Origin of the sequence: [Enterobacter] lignolyticus SCF1 (genome assembly GCF_000164865.1) — a bacterium.
GTDB classification, from domain to species: domain Bacteria; phylum Pseudomonadota; class Gammaproteobacteria; order Enterobacterales; family Enterobacteriaceae; genus Enterobacter_B; species Enterobacter_B lignolyticus.
Genome location: NC_014618.1, coordinates 2757423 through 2775532, shown reverse-complemented (window position 1 = coordinate 2775532; position 18110 = coordinate 2757423). Strand labels below are relative to the sequence as shown.

16 protein-coding genes are annotated in these 18110 nt (G+C 56.1%); 7 read left to right on the top strand and 9 right to left on the bottom strand.

The window, feature by feature from the left end; translation table 11 throughout:
• Positions 1–327: 327 nt before the first annotated feature.
• On the top strand, positions 328–948 hold the full coding sequence (locus ENTCL_RS13045) for a hypothetical protein (protein WP_013366604.1): 621 nt from the start codon (positions 328–330) through the stop codon (positions 946–948).
• Between the two features lie 244 nt (positions 949–1192).
• Here ENTCL_RS13045 and ENTCL_RS13040 read toward each other — a convergent pair whose 3' ends face one another.
• Both ENTCL_RS13040 and yeaG read right to left on the bottom strand, forming a co-directional pair.
• On the bottom strand, positions 1193–2476 hold the full coding sequence (locus ENTCL_RS13040; RefSeq protein ID WP_013366603.1) for a YeaH/YhbH family protein: 1284 nt from the start codon (positions 2474–2476) through the stop codon (positions 1193–1195).
• 57 nt (positions 2477–2533) lie between these two features.
• Positions 2534–4468, bottom strand: coding sequence for a protein kinase YeaG (gene yeaG, locus ENTCL_RS13035; RefSeq protein ID WP_013366602.1), 1935 nt, complete (start codon positions 4466–4468; stop codon positions 2534–2536).
• A gap of 435 nt (positions 4469–4903) precedes the next feature.
• Between yeaG and ENTCL_RS13030 the strand changes: the two genes are divergently transcribed.
• Entirely contained in the window at positions 4904–5650 is a 747-nt protein-coding gene (locus ENTCL_RS13030) for a MipA/OmpV family protein (RefSeq protein ID WP_013366601.1), read from the top strand.
• Positions 5651–5731: 81 nt separating this feature from the next.
• On the opposite strand, the gene ENTCL_RS13025 is transcribed toward ENTCL_RS13030, so the two are convergent.
• Together ENTCL_RS13025 and gapA are read right to left on the bottom strand one after the other, a co-directional pair.
• A complete protein-coding gene (locus tag ENTCL_RS13025) occupies positions 5732–6616 on the bottom strand; it encodes a D-hexose-6-phosphate mutarotase (protein WP_013366600.1) in 885 nt (294 codons plus the stop codon).
• Positions 6617–6691: 75 nt separating this feature from the next.
• The gene (gene gapA / locus ENTCL_RS13020) at positions 6692–7687 is read right to left on the bottom strand and encodes a glyceraldehyde-3-phosphate dehydrogenase (protein ID WP_013366599.1); all 996 of its coding nucleotides are present in this window, start codon (positions 7685–7687) and stop codon (positions 6692–6694) included.
• Between the two features lie 334 nt (positions 7688–8021).
• Here gapA and msrB point away from each other — a divergent pair, with 334 nt between their 5' ends.
• Positions 8022–8435, top strand: coding sequence for a peptide-methionine (R)-S-oxide reductase MsrB (msrB, locus tag ENTCL_RS13015; RefSeq protein ID WP_013366598.1), 414 nt, complete (start codon positions 8022–8024; stop codon positions 8433–8435).
• 42 nt (positions 8436–8477) lie between these two features.
• Entirely contained in the window at positions 8478–8756 is a 279-nt protein-coding gene (locus ENTCL_RS13010; protein ID WP_013366597.1) for a YeaC family protein, read from the top strand.
• A gap of 61 nt (positions 8757–8817) precedes the next feature.
• On the opposite strand, the gene pncA is transcribed toward ENTCL_RS13010, so the two are convergent.
• From pncA to sppA, 3 genes are read right to left on the bottom strand one after another with little or no spacing between them, the layout of a single operon-like run.
• The gene (gene pncA / locus ENTCL_RS13005; protein ID WP_013366596.1) at positions 8818–9459 is read right to left on the bottom strand and encodes a bifunctional nicotinamidase/pyrazinamidase; all 642 of its coding nucleotides are present in this window, start codon (positions 9457–9459) and stop codon (positions 8818–8820) included.
• A 9-nt stretch (positions 9460–9468) separates the two neighbouring features.
• Positions 9469–10485 (bottom strand): asparaginase, encoded by a 1017-nt coding sequence (gene ansA, locus ENTCL_RS13000; protein ID WP_013366595.1) that lies wholly within the window; start codon positions 10483–10485, stop codon positions 9469–9471.
• A gap of 53 nt (positions 10486–10538) precedes the next feature.
• The gene (sppA, locus tag ENTCL_RS12995) at positions 10539–12392 is read right to left on the bottom strand and encodes a signal peptide peptidase SppA (RefSeq protein WP_013366594.1); all 1854 of its coding nucleotides are present in this window, start codon (positions 12390–12392) and stop codon (positions 10539–10541) included.
• A 169-nt stretch (positions 12393–12561) separates the two neighbouring features.
• Here sppA and ENTCL_RS12990 point away from each other — a divergent pair, with 169 nt between their 5' ends.
• Positions 12562–13113: an NAD(P)H nitroreductase gene (locus ENTCL_RS12990; protein WP_013366593.1), complete on the top strand. Its 552-nt coding sequence runs from the start codon at positions 12562–12564 to the stop codon at positions 13111–13113.
• Between the two features lie 40 nt (positions 13114–13153).
• Here the strand turns inward: ENTCL_RS12990 and phoC are convergent, their stop codons facing one another.
• Entirely contained in the window at positions 13154–13903 is a 750-nt protein-coding gene (phoC, locus tag ENTCL_RS12985) for an acid phosphatase PhoC (RefSeq protein ID WP_013366592.1), read from the bottom strand.
• A 340-nt stretch (positions 13904–14243) separates the two neighbouring features.
• On the opposite strand from phoC, the gene selD reads away from it, so the two are divergent.
• The gene (gene selD, locus ENTCL_RS12980) at positions 14244–15287 is read left to right on the top strand and encodes a selenide, water dikinase SelD (RefSeq protein ID WP_013366591.1); all 1044 of its coding nucleotides are present in this window, start codon (positions 14244–14246) and stop codon (positions 15285–15287) included.
• A gap of 4 nt (positions 15288–15291) precedes the next feature.
• Positions 15292–17214, top strand: a complete 1923-nt coding sequence (locus ENTCL_RS12975) for a DNA topoisomerase III (RefSeq protein WP_013366590.1) — start codon at positions 15292–15294, stop codon at positions 17212–17214.
• A 41-nt stretch (positions 17215–17255) separates the two neighbouring features.
• Here the strand turns inward: ENTCL_RS12975 and ENTCL_RS12970 are convergent, their stop codons facing one another.
• Positions 17256–18107 carry an SIS domain-containing protein gene (locus ENTCL_RS12970; RefSeq protein WP_013366589.1) on the bottom strand — a complete coding sequence of 284 codons (852 nt, stop codon included), beginning with the start codon at positions 18105–18107 and terminating at the stop codon, positions 17256–17258.
• Positions 18108–18110: the final 3 nt, after the last annotated feature.

Below are 18110 nucleotides of genomic sequence, written 5' to 3'. Positions count from 1 at the left end.
GCATTGTGTTGGATCAACTGAGAGGCGGTCAGCGGCGGGGATTTTCAGGAAAATGTATAATGATTCTCATAAGATAAATCAGCCAGCAGCGCATTCTGCTGGCTGATTGGCGTTAATGATCCTGCGGCAGTGCGTTCTGGTTAAATCATATAAAAAGAAGGGTTATCGTTTTGTCATTGTTATTCTTGAACATTCAATCATTCAAATACAAACAGCTCTAAATTTTGTAATTTTATTAAGGTTCTTTGATTTTCATATAACAACTAGCTACATTTAATTACTGTACCGATTCGTTTTTTTTACCGTTCCTGTTAAGAGAAAGTTATCATGAAAAATGACGCCGATGCGATTAATGATATTTTAGTCTCTTATGTGCCAGATCCACAGAAACCCGGTGAAAGCTTTGTCTTTTTAACTAACAAGAATAAAGGTCGTGATATATTAGTGCGAGTAAGAGTGACAGGGAGTAGTTCATTTAAAATTTACGATTTGAAATTGGCGAAGTCAAATTCTTATGACATGTTCCCTCATGAGTTTGAATTGATAATTAAAACTGGATTAACCAATTACATTGGGAAAGATATTTTTGATCATAGTCTTATGAATTCTGGGCATGAGAAAATATCTGTGCAGTATAATGTTAAAGGGGCGTTGTATATTGCTGATTCTGAAGTAAGTGTGCCACCTCCAGATGTAATTATAGACTATTTAAGATACTATATTGCGCAGCCTAACAATGAATCAATTTACATTTATGCAATAAATATGAATCATGTATTTAGAATGATTGCACATGTCTCCAATATAAAGTCAAGTAATGAATGGTGGGGGGAGGTAGATTTTGTGCCTTTTGGAGGAAGTCTGATTCACACTAGAGGAGTAAATGACCCGCAATATGATTGGAAAATAGACCATGGTGAGTTTAAAAAATACACATCACCGATTTGAAACCATTGAAATAGTATTCTAGGGTTGTTATAGCACAGCTTCTAATATCCAGATTGTTAATCTTGCAATCTTGGACTGTTATTCCTATGACATACAAGTGACACAGCGTGTGACAGCATAGAACGATAAGGAAAAGCATTCCCCAAAACTCTACGCAACATAATGAATTAAAAGGGTCTTTTTAGATACACGATTAGGATAAAAATCAGCCAGAAATCACAGATAACTGGCTGATTTATATTGCTTAATCCTTGATTGTCGTACCCTGCTTATGGAACAGTTCGCGGAATACCGGGTAGATATCGTCCTGGTCGCGGATATGCTGCATGGCGAAGTTATCAAACATCGACTGCAGGTGCTCATACTCGCGCCACAGGGTCTGATGCGCCCGGCGGGTGATTTCAATGTAGCTGTAGTAACGCACCACCGGCAGGATCTTCTTCGAGAGGATCTCATGGCACAGCGGCGAGTCATCGGCCCAGTTGTCGCCGTCCGAGGCCTGCGCGGCGTAAATGTTCCACTGCGCGGGATCGTAGCGCGCCTTCACCACCTCATCCATCAGCTTCAGCGCGCTGGAGACGATAGTGCCCCCGGTTTCCTGAGAGTAGAAGAATTCGTGCTCGTCCACCTCTTTCGCCTGGGTGTGGTGGCGAATATAGACCACCTCCACGTTTTTATAGGTCCGGCTAAGGAACAGATACAGCAGAATGTAAAAACGCTTGGCCATGTCTTTGGTCGCCTGGTCCATGGAGCCGGAAACGTCCATCAGGCAGAACATCACCGCCTGGCTCGACGGCTCCGGGCGTTTTTCGTAGTTTTTATAGCGTAAATCGAAGGTGTCGATAAACGGCACGCGCTCGATTTTCGCCCGCAGCTCGGCAATCTCTCTGCGCAGACGCTCCTCTTCCAGCAGTTGCACCGGCTCGCTCTTACTGACGATATCGAGACTCTCCTCCAGCTCGCGCAGCTCGCGACGCTTACCGGCCGTCATCGCCGTACGGCGCGCCAGCGAGTTTTGCAGCGAACGCACAACGCTGATATTGGCCGGCACCCCGTTAGAGGTAAATCCCGCGCGGTGCGTTTTATACTCGGTCAGCTGGCGATGCTGGTTCTTCTTCAGGTTCGGCAGCGCCAGATCCTCAAACAGCAGGTCGAGATACTCGTCTTTGGAAATCTGAAAGACGAACTCATCCTGGCCTTCGCCGTCCTGGCTCGCCTGGCCCTGACCGCTTCCGGAACCGCCGCCGCCGCCCTGAGGACGCTCGATACGGTCGTTTTGCACAAAGTGGTCGTTGCCCGGGTGAACGCGGTGACGCAGGCCGCCGCGCCCCTGATGAAACATCGGTTCGCTAATGTCATCAACGGGAATCGAGACGGACTCCCCGCTGTCTATATCGGTCACCGAACGCTTGTTGATGGCCTCGGAGATCGACTGCTTGATTTGCGCCTTATAGCGCCGCAAGAAGCGCTGGCGGTTCACCGCACTCTTGTTCTTACCGTTCAGGCGCCGGTCTATGAACCAGGTCATAATCCCTCCATACTGCCAACTAAGCAGAGGGGCCGCGGTTGCCCGCGGCCTGTATTGTTATGACGATTTACGTACGCGCAGATACCATTCGCACAGCAGCCGAACCTGCTTGCGGGTATAGCCTTTCTCCATCATACGATCGACAAAATCGTCATGTTTCTTCTGCTCGTCGGTTGAGGTTTTGGCGTTAAACGAAATCACCGGCAGCAGCTCTTCGGTATTGGAGAACATTTTCTTCTCAATGACCGTGCGCAGTTTTTCGTAGCTGGTCCAGTTCGGGTTACGCCCGCTGTTGTTCGCTCTGGCGCGCAGCACGAAGTTGACGATTTCGTTACGGAAGTCTTTCGGGTTGCTGATCCCGGCAGGCTTCTCAATTTTCTCCAGTTCGGCGTTCAGGGATTCACGGTCAAACAGCTGGCCGGTATCCGGGTCGCGGTATTCCTGATCCTGAATCCAGAAATCCGCGTAGGTGACATAGCGATCGAAAATGTTCTGCCCATATTCTGAGTAGGACTCCAGATAGGCGGTCTGGATCTCTTTGCCGATAAACTCGGCGTATTTCGGGATCAGATAGCCTTTCAGGAACTCAAGATAATGCTCCGCCTGCTCCTGCGGGAACTGCTCGCGCTCAATCTGCTGCTCCAGCACGTAGAACAGATGCACCGGGTTAGCCGCCACTTCCACGTGGTCGAAGTTGAACACGCGTGACAGGATTTTGAACGCGAAGCGGGTCGACAGACCGTTCATCCCTTCGTCGACGCCGGCGTAATCGCGATACTCCTGGTACGATTTCGCTTTCGGGTCGGTGTCTTTCAGGCTTTCGCCGTCGTAGACGCGCATTTTTGAGTAAATGCTCGAGTTCTCCGGCTCTTTCAGCCGCGACAGAATAGAGAAGCGGGCCAGCGTTTCCAGTGTACCCGGGGCGCAAGGCGCATGGGTCAGCTCGCTATGGTTAAGCAGCTTCTCGTAAATTTTGATCTCTTCCGAAATGCGCAGGCAATAAGGCACTTTGACGATGTACACGCGGTCAAGGAACGCCTCGTTGTTTTTGTTATTCCGGAAGGTGACCCATTCTGATTCGTTGGAGTGCGCCAGAATGATGCCGTTAAAGGGCAGGGCGGAAATGCCTTCTGTCCCGTTATAGTTCCCTTCCTGCGTTGCGGTCAGCAGCGGATGCAGCACCTTAATCGGCGCCTTAAACATCTCGACGAATTCCATAATCCCCTGGTTTGACCGGCACAGCGCGCCGGAGTAGCCATAAGCATCCGGATCGTTCTGGGCATAGTTTTCCAGTTTGCGGATATCGACTTTACCGACCAGCGCGGAGATATCCTGGTTGTTCTCATCGCCCGGCTCCGTCTTGGCGATAGCGATTTGTTCAAGGATGGACGGCCAGACTTTGACGACGCGGAATTTGGTGATGTCGCCGCCGAACTCGTGCAGACGTTTTGCCGCCCACGGCGACATGATGGTGCCGAGGTAGCGATACGGTACGCCGTATTCTTTGTCCAGAATCTGCGCGTCTTCCTGCGGATTAAACAGGCACAGCGGGTGATCGTTCACCGGGCTGCGCTCGCCGTTGGCGCTGAGCACGTAAATAGGCACGCGCTGCATCAGCGATTTTAACCGCTCAGCCAGCGAGGATTTACCACCGCCCACCGGCCCTAACAGATAGAGGATCTGTTTTTTCTCTTCCAGACCCTGAGCCGCATGCTTCAGGTAGGAGACTATCTGCTCGATAGCTTCTTCCATACCATAGAACTCTTCAAAGGCCGGGTAGCGTGCGATAACCCGGTTTGAAAAGAGACGGGACAGCCGTGGCACCTGGGCAGTATCCACCATCACTGGCTCACCAATGGCCATCAATAGCCTTTCTGCCGCGTTAGCATAGGCACTGCGATCTTGCCGACAAATGGTAAGAAACTCCTGCAGTGTGAACTCTTCGTCCTTGGCAGCTTCATAGCGCTGGCGATAGTGATCGAATATATTCATGGCATGCCGTCCTTTCGTTTTTTAGCACAGGATAAGAGCCGTTCATATGAGTAGTGGAGGCTCCCGGAAGAGGTAAGCAAAACGACGCTTATTCGTTATACAGCAACCCTTATGCCAGGTTGCGATAGCGGGGGAAGAAAACGTGTCCTGCAATTACACCTTCTGAATTTAAGCGTAGATGGCATTTGCAAAACTTGCATGCTGATAAAATTCAATTTCAATGACATATCAATAACTCATCAAAAAATATCGCCACCCGATGAGGGTGATAAACCCGCGATTCATCTGCCTGTCATCCCTTCATCAGCGCGTTGTCATGCCTGGCTGCCATGATGGCAGGTTAATTTATGTCAGCGGAAGTAAAGGAAATTGAGGTCATCCGACCTCAGGGGTACACTTCCGCCGCGATTAAATTGGAACAAAGGGATATGCATTGTGATTAAATTTAAACTCTTAACCCTGGGCGTGCTGATTGCTGCAGCGTCTTCTGCGGCGCAGGCTGAGGGGAAATTGACGCTGGGGGCAGGCGTAGGGGTCGTTGAGAATCCCTATAAGCAATATGACGCAGATGTTTATCCGGTACCGGTCATCAGCTATGAAGGCGATAGCTTCTGGTTCCACGGCCTGGGCGGCGGCTACTACCTGTGGAACGACAGGGCGGATAAACTCTCTATTACCGCCTACTGGTCTCCGCTGTATTTCAAACCCAAGGACAGCGATAACAGCCAGCTGCGCGCGCTGGATCGTCGTAAGACCACCCTGATGGCGGGTCTTTCATATGTGCACAACACGCCGTATGGCTTCCTGCGCACCACGCTTGCCGGCGATACGCTGGGCAACAGCAACGGTATCGTCTGGGATACCGCCTGGCTGTACCGCTACATCAACGGCGGTCTGACCCTGACGCCGGGGATCGGCGTGGAGTGGAACAGCGACAACCAGAACCAGTACTACTACGGCGTGTCGAAGAGTGAAGCGAAGCGCAGCGGTCTGCGCAGCTACGATCCGGACAACAGCTGGAACCCGTACCTGGAGCTGGCGGCCAACTACCGTTTTGCCGGTGACTGGAGCGTGTACGGCATCGCCCGCTATACCCGTCTGTCGGGCGAAATAACCGACAGCCCGATGGTGGATAAAAGCTGGTCCGGCGTTCTGTCGACCGGGATAACCTATAGCTTCTGACGATGCACCATAATGGTGCCTGGCAGGGATCAAAACAGGGCGTTTCGCCCTGTTTTGCTTTGCGGCGGTGCAGCGTGGGGATTAACGCTTCACGACGCGGATAGTCTGCGCCAGGCGAGACGGCTTCTCTTCAGCGGCTTTTTGCGGCACGCTCACGCAGGCCGTTTCCACGCACACAAAGGTTTTATAGCCGTCGTCCGGCATGTCGCCCATGCTGATGGACAGCGCCGGGCCCGGGTTCCAGCCCACCACGTTGCTGTGATGGCGGTGCACGACCTCAATGTTGCGCTTCAGCGCACCGTCATGGATCACGCTGCAGGCTTCCGGGTTCAGATAGACGCGGTCGGTACGATCCGGGAAGGTCTGCACGCCGTCGCTAAGCAGGCCTTCTTTGCCGCCGTCCACTTTATCAATGAAGCGATCGCCAAAACCGCTGACCTTCACCGCGGCGATATCGCCGACGTGAAAGTAGGTGTGCAGCGCGGCGGTGGTTTCAAACTCGCCGTGGGCTTCCAGCTCAATCTCGCAGGTTTTACCCAGCTTGAAGCGGGCATACAGGGTGAAATCATGCGGCCAGAGGGCGCGGGTGTCATCGTTCGCCTGGAGTTCAAAAGTCAGCACCGCGCCGTTATCATCTTCGTTGTGCGCTTTCAGCCGCCACTGCTGATTACGGGCAAAACCGTGCGCGGGCAAACCCTGCTGCGCGGCCGGGCCAAACCATGGCCAGCAGATAGGCACCCCGCCACGAATGGCGGCGCCTTTTTTGAAAGAGGTCGCATCGCTCAGCCACAGCGCTTCTTCTTCACCCTCTGGTTTCCAGGAGAGCAGGTGAGCGCCATTCAGCGCTACGGAGGCTTTTACGCGCGGGTGGTCAACGACAATCACGTCAGCGCCGTCAATCTGGCGACGGGAGAGTACAGGGGTAAGTTGTTCGACTACCGGAAGAGCAAAAATTTTATTAATCATCAACGCAATCCTCTGTCTTAACGCAATAAAAAAGGCGACCGAAGTCGCCTTTTTGAATCAGATGCTCATCTCAACTTATTTGGAGATGTGAGCGATCAGGTCCAGAACTTTGTTGGAGTAGCCGGTTTCGTTGTCGTACCAGGATACCAGTTTCACGAAGTTGTCGTTCAGTGCGATACCTGCTTTAGCATCGAACACGGAAGTGCAAACTTCGCCGTTGAAATCGGTAGATACAACGTCGTCTTCGGTGTAACCCAGAACGCCTTTCATTGCGCCTTCAGAAGCCGCTTTGATTGCTTTCTTGATTTCTTCGTAAGACGCTGCTTTCTGCAGACGAACGGTCAGGTCAACAACGGATACGTTCGGAGTCGGAACGCGGAACGCCATACCGGTCAGTTTGCCGTTCAGTTCCGGCAGTACTTTACCTACAGCTTTAGCTGCGCCGGTAGAGGACGGGATGATGTTCTGAGCTGCGCCGCGGCCGCCGCGCCAGTCTTTGTGAGACGGGCCGTCAACGGTTTTCTGAGTTGCGGTGGTCGCGTGAACGGTAGTCATCAGGCCTTCGATGATGCCGAAGTTGTCGTTGATAACTTTTGCCAGCGGCGCCAGGCAGTTGGTGGTGCAGGATGCGTTGGAAACGATATCCTGGCCTGCGTAAGTTTCGAAGTTAGCGCCGCGTACGAACATCGGGGTGTCGTCTTTGGACGGGCCAGTCAGAACAACTTTTTTCGCGCCAGCGGTGATGTGCTTACGAGCGGTTTCGTCGGTCAGGAAGATACCGGTAGCTTCAGCAACAACGTCAACACCGATTTCGTTCCACTTCAGGTTAGCCGGATCTTTCTCAGCAGTAACGCGGATGGTTTTGCCGTTAACAACCAGGTGGCCGTCTTTCACTTCAACGGTGCCGTCGAAACGACCGTGAGTTGAGTCGTACTTCAGCATGTACGCCATGTATTCAGCGTCTAACAGATCGTTGATACCAACGATTTCGATGTCAGAACGTTTCTGAGCAGCACGGAAAACAATACGGCCGATACGGCCAAAACCGTTGATACCTACTTTGATAGTCATATATTCCACCAGCTATTTGTTAGTGAATAAAAGGTTGCCTGTAAAATTACAAAAACCTTACGCAGCGTCAAGCGGAATCGTGTCAATCATTGCGACAAATCAATCCTGTGCATAACCTTTGCGCGACTGACTCGCCTCACTCATCCTTTGGGCCGCATTCCATATGGGGCCTGCGTGCGGCATTTTAAAGGCCATTAGCGTTAAAAATGTGATTTACATCACAATTGCCAGGCCGCCTTTTCGCAACGACTAAGTTTAGAACAAAAGTTCGCACTTCATTGTTAATGTTTTGTTAGAATCGGCTACGTAGCCCTTTACCGCGAGATGTGAGCACATGGCGAACAAATTTTCCCCGGAAACGCTGAAAGAAACCCTCAGCGAAATGCAGTTTTACGTGACGCAGAATCACGGCACTGAACCCCCGTTTACCGGCCGCTTGCTGCATAACAAGCGCGACGGCGTTTACCACTGCCTGGTGTGCGATGCCGCGCTGTTTAACTCCCAGAGCAAATTCGACTCAGGCTGCGGCTGGCCTAGCTTTTACGAGCCCGTCAGCGACACGGCGATCCGCTATCTTAACGACTACTCGCACGGCATGCAGCGCATCGAAATTCGCTGCGGCAGCTGCGATGCGCACCTTGGTCACGTGTTCCCGGACGGCCCTCAGCCGACCGGCGAGCGCTACTGCGTCAACTCGGCTTCCCTGAGCTTCGCCGACGACGACAATGGCGATCGGACTAAGGGTTGAAAAAACGATTCAGCAAATTATTCCTGAGGAACGCAGCGAAACATGGAAATCGAACAGCTTATTGAGAGCATGACCCCGGAGGTTTATCAGCGCCTGGTGACCGCCGTCGAGTTAGGTAAATGGCCGGACGGCGTTGCGCTGACGCCGGAGCAAAAAGAGAACAGCCTGCAGCTGGTGATGCTGTGGCAGGCGCGCTACAACACCGACGCCCAGCACATGACGATCGACACCCAGGGGCAGATGGTGATGAAGAGCAAACAGCAGCTGAAGGAAGATTTTGGCATCGCCCCCAAACCGATCGCGACGCTGAAAATGCAGTAACGCGGTTCGCCGGGCGACGCTGAGGCCCGCCCGGAGAGATTCCGGGCGGAGGAGGGCGTGCTTACGCCTGGCTTTCCCGCCAGTCGTCCAGCGTATACAGCGTTGCGCCGGCGGCGGCCATGTCCATAAACGCCTGAGCGCTGTCCTGCGGCTGGAGGTTCACGCCGCGGCAGCCGTCGGTAATGACGTTGACCGCATAGCCCAGCTGCAGGGCATCCAGCACGCTGAACTTCACGCAGTAGTCGGTAGCGAGACCTAACACGATCAGCGTGTCAATCTGGCGCGCGCGCAGCCAGTCGTTAAGCCGGGTTTCCTGGCGATGGCCGTTGTCGAAAAAGGCGCTGTAGCTGTCGATATTCACCGATTCGCCCTTATGAAACACCTCGACGATCGCCTGCTGGTTCAGCAACGGATGCAGCTGTGCGCCCTCGCCGTGCTGGACGCAGTGATCCGGCCAGAAGGTCTGCGCCAGGCCGTCGAGCTGCCCCTGCGAAAAGGGGGCGGCCTGATGCTGGCTGGCGAAGCTGCCGTGGTTGGCCGGGTGCCAGTCCTGGCTGGCGATAACCGGGATTTGCCGCGCCTGGCACCAGGCGATCAGCGTATTGGCGACCTCTACCGTGCTGTCGCCCTCCGGAACGGCGAGGGCGCCGCCGGCGCAGAAATCATTCTGGATATCCACCAGTAACAGCGCGTGTTTGCTCATCGTCTCTCCTCAGTCGTCCGGCGTCAGCTCGCCGCGCAGGTTTTGCTGCATCGCGGTGCGCACCGCATCGGCGTCGAGGCCCTGGCTTAACAGATAGTGCAGCTTGGTCAGCGTCGCCTCAACGGTCATGTCGAAACCGCTGATCACTCCCGCATGCGCCAGCGCGTTGCCGGTGGCGTAGCCGCCCATGTTCACTTTACCGGACATGCACTGCGTCAGGTTCACTACCACAATACCGCGCAGGCTCGCCTGGGCAAGCTCATTGAGAAACTCGCCGTTTTGCGGCGCGTTGCCGACGCCGTACGAGCGCAAGATCAGCGCCTTCACCGGCTGGCGCAGAAAGTTGCGCACCACCTCGGCGGAAATGCCCGGGTAGATGGTCACCACGCCGATAGGCTGCGGGGTGATTGGATGGACAATCACGTCGCCGCTGCCGTGCGGCGCGGGCGGCGTGCCAAGGCGGCGGATGTGGATCCCGGCCTCCAGCAGCGGCGGCAGGTTCGGCGAGGCGAACGCGTCGAAGCCGTCGGCGTGCGCTTTGGTGGTGCGGTTGCCGCGGTAGAGGCGGTTGTTGAAAAACAGCGTGACTTCATTGACCGGATAGTTTGCCGCCACGTACAGCGCGTTGAGCAAATTGATTTGTCCGTCCGAGCGCAGCTCCGCCAGCGGGATTTGTGACCCTGTCACAATGACCGGCTTGCCCAGATTCTCCAGCATAAACGACAGCGCGGAGGCGGTGAACGCCATGGTGTCCGTGCCGTGGAGAATGACAAAACCGTCGTACTCGTCGTAATGGGCCTTAATGTCGTCGGCGATGTGCTGCCAGTCTTCGGGCGTCATGTCCGAAGAGTCCATTAGCGGCTGGTATTCGTGAATGGTGAAGTCGGGCATTTCCGGGCGGTGGAACTCCGGCATCAGGGCCAGCTGGCGTTGAAGGTGACCGGACACGGGGATATAGCCGTGCTCTGAGCGCTGCATGCCGATGGTACCGCCGGTGTAGGCAACGTAAATGGATTTTTTTTGCATGGTGTTTGGCTGATTCTGAAAGAAAAATCCCCTCCGCAGGGAGGGGATAACAGTTAGCGTATATTGGCGCAGGTCAGGCAAAATGCATAGCGATTTTGCGGGTCGTTAAAGGCGGCGAGCTTATCGCTTTCCGCTTTCACAACGCTCGCCGCGCTGGCCAGCGGCGCAGGCAGGAAGGCCTGCAGCGCTTCCGGCAGGGAGGCGCGCACCGAACCGGTCAGGCTGTCGAGCATCATACTGAAAAACGACGGCTCTTCCTGGTAGTAGCTGATATGCCACTGCTTGAGCTTCGCCAGCTCCGCGGCTTTCGCCACCGCATCGTCAAAGTCGCCCAGGCTGTCGACCAGCCCGTTGGCCTTCGCGTCCTGCCCGGTCCAGACGTGGCCCTGGGCAATCTTATCAACCTGCTCCGGCGTGCTGTGGCGGGACTGCGCCACCAGCGTAATAAAGCGCTTATAGCCGCTTTCAATGCTGAGCTGCATCATCTGCTGCACTTCCGGCGGCAGGGATTTGGTTATCGACACGTCCGCCAGCGGCGAGGTGGAGACGCCGTCGGTATGCACGCCGAGGTTGCTAAGGCTGTTTTCAACGGTATTGATCACGCCAAAGATACCGATAGACCCGGTCAGCGTACTGGCGTTAGCCACAATGTAATTCGCCGGGGTGGAGATCCAGTAGCCGCCGGAGGCCGCCATACCGCCCATCGACACAACGACCGGCTTATTAGCCTCACGGGCCGCGGCCAGCTCGGCGCGGATCACTTCCGACGCGCTGACGCTGCCGCCCGGGCTGTTCACCCGCAGAACGATGGCCTTCACTTTCGGGTCAAGGCGCGCATCGCGGATCTGCGCGGCGGTGGTATCGCCGCCGACGTTGCCCGGGGTTTCCTGGCCGTCGATGATAGCGCCGTTCGCGAAGATAACCGCGACGGCGGAGCCCTGGTCTGACGGCGTTTTCAGCGTGTAGTCGTAGAAGCTGACGGCGCGATAGTTTTTATCCGTAGCGCTCCAGCCGAACTGCTTGGTCAGCACTTTTTCCACCTGTGCGCTGGTGGCCAGCGAATCGACCAGCTTATTGTTCAATGCGTACTGCGCGGTGTCGCCGTCAACTTTGCGCAGGCCGTCAAGCATGCCCTGTGCGCCCGGGAAAACCTGCTCCGGCGTGATCTGGCGGTTCGCCGCGACGGTCGTCAGGTAGTTTTGCCACAGCTCGCCAATCCAGCGGCTGTCGGCCTCTTTCGCCGCAGGAGACATGTCGTCGCGAATGAACGGCTCAACGGCGGATTTATAGGTGCCGACGCGGAACACGTGGGTGGTCACCTTCAGCTTGTCGAGCAGCGATTTGTAGTACAGGCCGTTGGTGGCAAAACCGTGGAGATCGACAATGCCCTGCGGCGACAGGAAGATTTTGTTAGCGAAGCTCGCGAGGTAATACTGGCCCTGGCTATAGCTGTCGCCGACCGCAAACACCGGTTTGCCGCTGTCGCGGAATTCGCGCAGCGCTTTGCCGATATACTGCATCGACGGCTGATCGGCGCCGGCGAAGTTTTTCAGATCCAGCACGATGCCGGTGATATTGCGATCGTCTTTGGCCTGGCGAATGGTCTGCACGATATCGAACAGCGAGTTTTCCTGCAGGCGATCGGAGCTGGCGCCGAGCAGCTGGCGGCTGAGCGTACCTATCTTGCTGGTTGCGGACGGTTTATCCACCACCACGCCGGAGATATCCAGCAGCAGGGCGCCGCGGGCGGTGCTTTGCGCAATGTTGCTGCTGAGCTGCATCCACACGCCGACGCACACCAGCACCAGCAGGATAAAGAACACGTTGAGCACCAGCTCGCGAACGAAGTTCAGTAAGCGCCACGTCCATTTAAAGAATCCGGCAATAATTCGCCAAAGGGTTCGCATGTTTTCTCCCTGACAGAATGAAATGAAGTCCCGCCCGTACAGGCGCAGCGTGGGGTTATCCTAAAGACACCGCCGCCGCTTGTCAGCAGGAATCGCCTTCCGTGCTGTAACAAATTACCCGTGCATGTTAATTTTATGAAAAAGAATGGTCATATACGGGAGTTAGGTAATGGATGCACTTGAACTGCTTATCAATCGTCGTAGCGCCGCGCGCCTGGCGGAACCCGCGCCAACAGGCGAACAGCGGGAAAATATTTTGCGCGCCGGTCTGCGCGCGCCGGACCACGGCACGCTGCAGCCGTGGCAGTTTTTTGTCATCGAGGGCGACGGCCTTACGCGCTTTAGCCAGCTGCTGGAAAAGGGGGCGATAGCCGCCGGGCAGGATGACAAAGCGGTGGAGAAGGCGCGCAGTGCGCCGTTTCGTGCGCCGCTGATTATCGCGGTGGTGGCGAAATGCCAGGATCACCCGAAGGTGCCGAAGTGGGAGCAGGAGATGTCCGCAGGCTGTGCGGTGATGGCCATGCAGATGGCGGCCGTGGCGCAGGGGTTTAACGGCATCTGGCGCAGCGGCGCCTTAACCGAAAGCCCGGTCGTGCGCGATGGGCTGGGCTGCCGCGAGCAGGATAAAATCGTGGGCTTTCTCTACCTTGGCACGCCGCAGCTCAAGGCGTCCACCACCATCGCGGCGGTAGACACCTCGCCGTTCGTCGTTCACTTCTGATCGACAGCGCGGTTCCGCCATCGGCAGAACCGCGCTGCGCTTACTGTTTGTGCTGGCCGGCGAACTCGTCTTTGGCTTTCTGCAGCTGCTGCTGGAAGGCCGGGTTAGTGTGCAGCGTGGCGACCACGGCGGAACCGACGATACGCGCGGCGTCCACATCGCTCTGCCAGTGATAGCCGCAGATAACCCGGCTTTCGCCCAGATCGTACCCGCGCCGGAGGATCTGATCCTGGCGCTGCGGGTTAATCTCCGCCAGCACCAGCGCCGTCGCCCAGCCGATGGAGGTATGCCCTGACGGGTAAGAACCGTTCTTCGCCAGCGAGTCCTGCTCTTTGGTGTTGCAGGTTGGCACGCCGTAGAAGGCGAACGGGCGAATACGCATGTAGTGCTGTTTGGCGGAGCGGGTCGCCAGATCGCCCGCATCCTCAATCATATTGGTCAGCAGCTTGTGCAGCTCCGGCGCGTCTTTGGCGGTAATCGGCGAGCCGAAGGCGGTGGAGAAGGCGTTAGCGACGCCGCCGCTGCTGAGGTTCGCGTCTTCCGCCGCCTGTTTTCCACGCTCCGTATTGCGTATCAACCGACCCTTTTCATACATCGCCTGGTCGTTTAAAAACGCAATGCTGCCGACCTCCGGTGGCGGCGGGAGCAGCGCCATGCTGTCGATGGCCTGGCTATTCTTCAGGTAGTAGAGATCGGGCTTCGTGGTGGCATCGTTACCCGAAGGGACCAGCGCGAAGGCGCTGACGGAAAACAGGCTGGCTACGCAGAGCGCGACAAGATGTTTTTTCATGCACAGTTCCTTTATTGGTACTCACGTCCACAGCGACAGCGTGGCTGTCACAATTCTGTCATATAACACTAATGAGAAACGCCGGGACAAAAGTTGCGATACTTCGCAAAATGGCAGATATATAAATTTTATGAATGCGTTACCGCCGTGGGCGCCCGCGGGAAAGCGCGGAATCGTACGCGTAATGAGCAGGAGCGCGCGAATTCGGACAGTCGTACTTATCACCTGAGCGTTTGGGCGCTACCATAGACGCGTCCTGTTTCAGGTGGCGTGCGCCCCGATGGCGCTGACGGCCTGAAACGTTTAGGGTATCGCGCGATTGCAATGACAGGAGATGTCCATGAGCGAGCAAACCATTCGTTTAACGCAATACAGCCACGGAGCCGGTTGCGGTTGTAAAATTTCCCCTAAGGTGCTGGAAACCATCCTGCATAGCGAGCAGGCGAAGTTTGTCGACCCGAACCTGCTTGTCGGCAATGAGACCCGCGATGATGCCGCCGTTTACGATCTCGGCAACGGAACCTCCATCATCAGCACCACCGATTTCTTTATGCCGATCGTCGACAACCCGTTTGATTTCGGCCGCATTGCCGCAACGAATGCGATAAGCGACATCTTTGCCATGGGCGGTAAGCCGATTATGGCGATTGCTATTCTGGGCTGGCCGATAAACACCCTTGCGCCGGAAATCGCCCGCGAGGTCATTGAGGGCGGGCGTTTCGCCTGCCAGCAGGCGGGGATTGCGCTGGCGGGCGGCCACTCCATTGACGCGCCGGAGCCGATTTTCGGCCTGGCGGTGACCGGCGTGGTGCCGACCGAGCGGGTGAAGAAAAACAGCACCGCGCAGGCGGGCTGCAAGCTGTTTCTCACCAAGTCGCTGGGCATTGGCGTTCTGACCACCGCGGAGAAAAAATCGCTGCTCAAGCCTGAGCACCAGGGGCTGGCGACCGAGGTGATGTGCCAGATGAACCTCGCAGGCGCGGCCTTTGCCAATATCGACGGCGTGAAGGCGATGACCGATGTGACCGGCTTCGGCCTGCTGGGCCATCTCAGCGAGATGTGCCAGGGCGCGGGCGTTCAGGCGCAGGTGCGTTTTGCCGATGTGCCGAAGCTGCCGGGCGTGGAAGAGTATATCGCCCTGGGGGCGGTGCCGGGCGGCACCTCGCGTAACTTCGCCAGCTACGGCCACCTGATGGGCGAAATGCCGGACGCCTGGCGCAACCTGCTGTGCGACCCGCAAACCTCCGGCGGGCTGCTGCTGGCGGTTGAGCCGCAGGCCCAGGCGCAGGCCCAGGCGGCGGCGGCGGAGTTTGGCATTACGCTTGCCGACATCGGCGAGCTGGTTACCGCGCGCGGCGGTCGTCCGATGATCGAGATCCGCTGACCCTATGCGCTTGTTTATCGCGGAAAAACCGAGTCTGGCTCGCGCCATCGCCGATGTGCTGCCAAAGCCGCATCGCAAAGGGGATGGCTATATTGAGTGCGGCAACGGCCAGGTGGTGACCTGGTGCATCGGCCATCTGCTGGAGCAGGCGCAACCGGATGTGTATGACAGCCGTTACGCCCGCTGGAACCTGACGGATTTGCCGATTGTACCGGAAAAGTGGCAGCTGCAGCCGCGGCCTTCGGTGACCAAGCAGCTCAACGTAATCAAGCGCTTATTGCAGGACGCGAGCGAAGTTATCCACGCCGGTGACCCGGATCGCGAAGGTCAACTGCTGGTGGACGAGGTGCTCGACTACCTGAACCTGGCCGCCGACAAGCGCCAGCAGGTTCAGCGCTGCCTGATAAACGATCTTAACCCCCAGGCGGTGGAGCGGGCGATTTCCCGCCTGCGCGCCAACAGCGAGTTTATCCCCCTGTGCGTTTCAGCGCTGGCCCGCGCCCGCGCCGACTGGCTCTACGGCATCAATATGACCCGCGCCTATACGCTGCTCGGGCGCAACGCCGGCTATCAGGGCGTGCTGTCGGTGGGCCGGGTGCAGACGCCGGTGCTCGGGCTGGTGGTGCGGCGCGATGAAGAGATAGAAAACTTCGTCGCCAAAGATTTTTTTGACGTCAAAGCGCATATCGTCACCCCGGCGGACGAGCGCTTCACCGCGCTGTGGCAGCCCAGCGAAGCCTGCGAGCCGTATCAGGATGAAGAGGGGCGCCTGCTGCACCGTCCGCTGGCGGACCACGTGGTCAGCCGGATAAGCGGCCAGCCCGCGATGGTCACCGCGTATAACGATAAACGGGAATCCGAACCGGCGCCGCTGCCGTTTTCGCTCTCGGCGCTGCAGATAGAGGCGGCGAAGCGGTTTGGCCTGAGCGCGCAGAACGTGCTTGATATCTGCCAGAAGCTCTATGAGACCCATAAGCTTATCACCTATCCGCGCTCCGACAGCCGCTACCTGCCGGAAGAGCATTTTGCCGGACGGCAGGCGGTGCTGAACGCCATCAGCGTCCACGCGCCGGATCTGCTGCCGCAGCCTGCCGTCGACCCGGAGGTGCGCAACCGCTGCTGGGATGACAAAAAGGTCGACGCTCACCATGCCATTATCCCGACCGCCCGCAGCTCATCGGTAAAGCTCAGCGATAACGAGGCCAACGTCTACGGCCTTGTGGCGCGCCAGTACCTGATGCAGTTCTGCGCCGATGCGGTTTACCGCAAGTGTCAGATAGACCTGGACATCGCCAACGGCAAGTTTGTCGCCAAAGCCCGCTTTCTGGCGGAGGCCGGGTGGCGCACGCTGCTGGGCAGTAAAGAGCGCGACGAGGAGAACGACGGTACGCCGCTGCCGGTGGTGGAAAAAGGCGCCGAGCTGCTGTGCGAAAAAGGCGAGGTCGTCGAACGCCAGACCCAGCCGCCGCGGCATTTTACCGACGCCACGCTGCTGTCGGCGATGACCGGGATTGCCCGCTTCGTGCAGGACAAAGATCTCAAGAAGATCCTGCGCGCCACCGACGGGCTGGGCACCGAAGCGACCCGCGCCGGGATTATCGAGCTGCTGTTCAAGCGCAGTTTTCTGGTCAAAAAAGGGCGCTACATTCACTCTACCGAAGCCGGAAGAGCGCTGATTCACTCCCTGCCGGAAATGGCGGGACGCCCGGACATGACCGCCCACTGGGAGTCGGTGCTGACGCAAATCAGCGAAAAGCAGTGCCGGTATCAGGATTTTATGCAGCCGCTGGTCGGCACGCTGTTCAGCCTGATCGACCAGGCCAGGCGCACGCCGGTAAAACAGTTCCGCGGTCTGGTGGCGCCAGGCGGGGACAAGAAAAAGACGTTTGCCCGTAAGGGCGGGAAACGTAAGACGGCGGCAGAGTAGAACGGTCGCGCTCTGCGCACGAGCAGGGCGCTATAAAACGCCTACTCGAGTTTGTTAATCAGGCTGCGGCTACGTTCAATCAATGCTAATGATCTCAGGTCGTTAATTTGCAGTAAGCTGACAAACAGCAGGTCGGTAATACAGTTTTGCGCTGTACGTGATGAGATGGAGGAGCTGCGCCATTCATCCTCATTCGAGATGGTTTCCAGCGTATAATCCGCCAGCTTTTGCAGCTGATTTTGCGCGAGGGTCGTTATGGCGATGATTTTCGCGCCTCTTTCTTTTGCGGCGGCGGCGGCCACTAAAATCTCTTTCTTGCGGCCTGAGTAGGATATCGCAATCTGCACATCCTGGTGCCTCAGCGCCTGGGCCACCGTTATCTGGACATGCGAATCAATCTCGCAGGTCACGCGATAGCCAATTTTCATCAGCTTAAACGCCAGATCTTTGGCAGTAAGCGCCGAACCACCGATCCCGGTAATTTGAATATGGTTGGCCGAGTGAATGACTTTAATGATCTCGCGAAGATTATGGAAGTTGATGTTGTTGGTGGTTTCTTCAATTGCGGTATGTTTTTCTCTTATTAACTTCCCGGCGATAACCTCCAGCGAGTCTGATTTTTCTATTGAATTATGTAAATGTTTTTTGTGTTTGTTATTAACCTCCAGCGTATATTCTTCTATCAATAACATCTTTAATTCTGTAAACCCTCTGGCGCCAAGTTTTTGTGAAAATTTGGAGATAGAGGACTGGGCCACATTTAGCGATGCGGCAATCGATTTTGATGAACAATCCTTAAAATTACCCAGCTGGGATATTATATAAAGCGCAATTTTCTTTTCTGTATCAGTGTAATATTCCAGATCTGCCTTTAATTTATTTAAATAACCCATAAG

Excerpts from the sequence above, each read along its gene's own strand:
- ENTCL_RS13045 (WP_013366604.1), top strand. The coding sequence starts at position 328 with ATGAAAAATGACGCCGATGCGATTAATGATATTTTAGTCTCTTATGTG.
- ENTCL_RS13040 (WP_013366603.1), bottom strand. The coding sequence starts at position 2,476 with ATGACCTGGTTCATAGACCGGCGCCTGAACGGTAAGAACAAGAGTGCG.
- yeaG (WP_013366602.1), bottom strand. The coding sequence starts at position 4,468 with ATGAATATATTCGATCACTATCGCCAGCGCTATGAAGCTGCCAAGGAC.
- ENTCL_RS13025 (WP_013366600.1), bottom strand. The coding sequence starts at position 6,616 with ATGATTAATAAAATTTTTGCTCTTCCGGTAGTCGAACAACTTACCCCT.
- gapA (WP_013366599.1), bottom strand. The coding sequence starts at position 7,687 with ATGACTATCAAAGTAGGTATCAACGGTTTTGGCCGTATCGGCCGTATT.
- msrB (WP_013366598.1), top strand. The coding sequence starts at position 8,022 with ATGGCGAACAAATTTTCCCCGGAAACGCTGAAAGAAACCCTCAGCGAA.
- ENTCL_RS13010 (WP_013366597.1), top strand. The coding sequence starts at position 8,478 with ATGGAAATCGAACAGCTTATTGAGAGCATGACCCCGGAGGTTTATCAG.
- pncA (WP_013366596.1), bottom strand. The coding sequence starts at position 9,459 with ATGAGCAAACACGCGCTGTTACTGGTGGATATCCAGAATGATTTCTGC.
- ansA (WP_013366595.1), bottom strand. The coding sequence starts at position 10,485 with ATGCAAAAAAAATCCATTTACGTTGCCTACACCGGCGGTACCATCGGC.
- sppA (WP_013366594.1), bottom strand. The coding sequence starts at position 12,392 with ATGCGAACCCTTTGGCGAATTATTGCCGGATTCTTTAAATGGACGTGG.
- ENTCL_RS12990 (WP_013366593.1), top strand. The coding sequence starts at position 12,562 with ATGGATGCACTTGAACTGCTTATCAATCGTCGTAGCGCCGCGCGCCTG.
- phoC (WP_013366592.1), bottom strand. The coding sequence starts at position 13,903 with ATGAAAAAACATCTTGTCGCGCTCTGCGTAGCCAGCCTGTTTTCCGTC.
- selD (WP_013366591.1), top strand. The coding sequence starts at position 14,244 with ATGAGCGAGCAAACCATTCGTTTAACGCAATACAGCCACGGAGCCGGT.
- ENTCL_RS12975 (WP_013366590.1), top strand. The coding sequence starts at position 15,292 with ATGCGCTTGTTTATCGCGGAAAAACCGAGTCTGGCTCGCGCCATCGCC.
- ENTCL_RS12970 (WP_013366589.1), bottom strand. The coding sequence starts at position 18,107 with ATGGGTTATTTAAATAAATTAAAGGCAGATCTGGAATATTACACTGAT.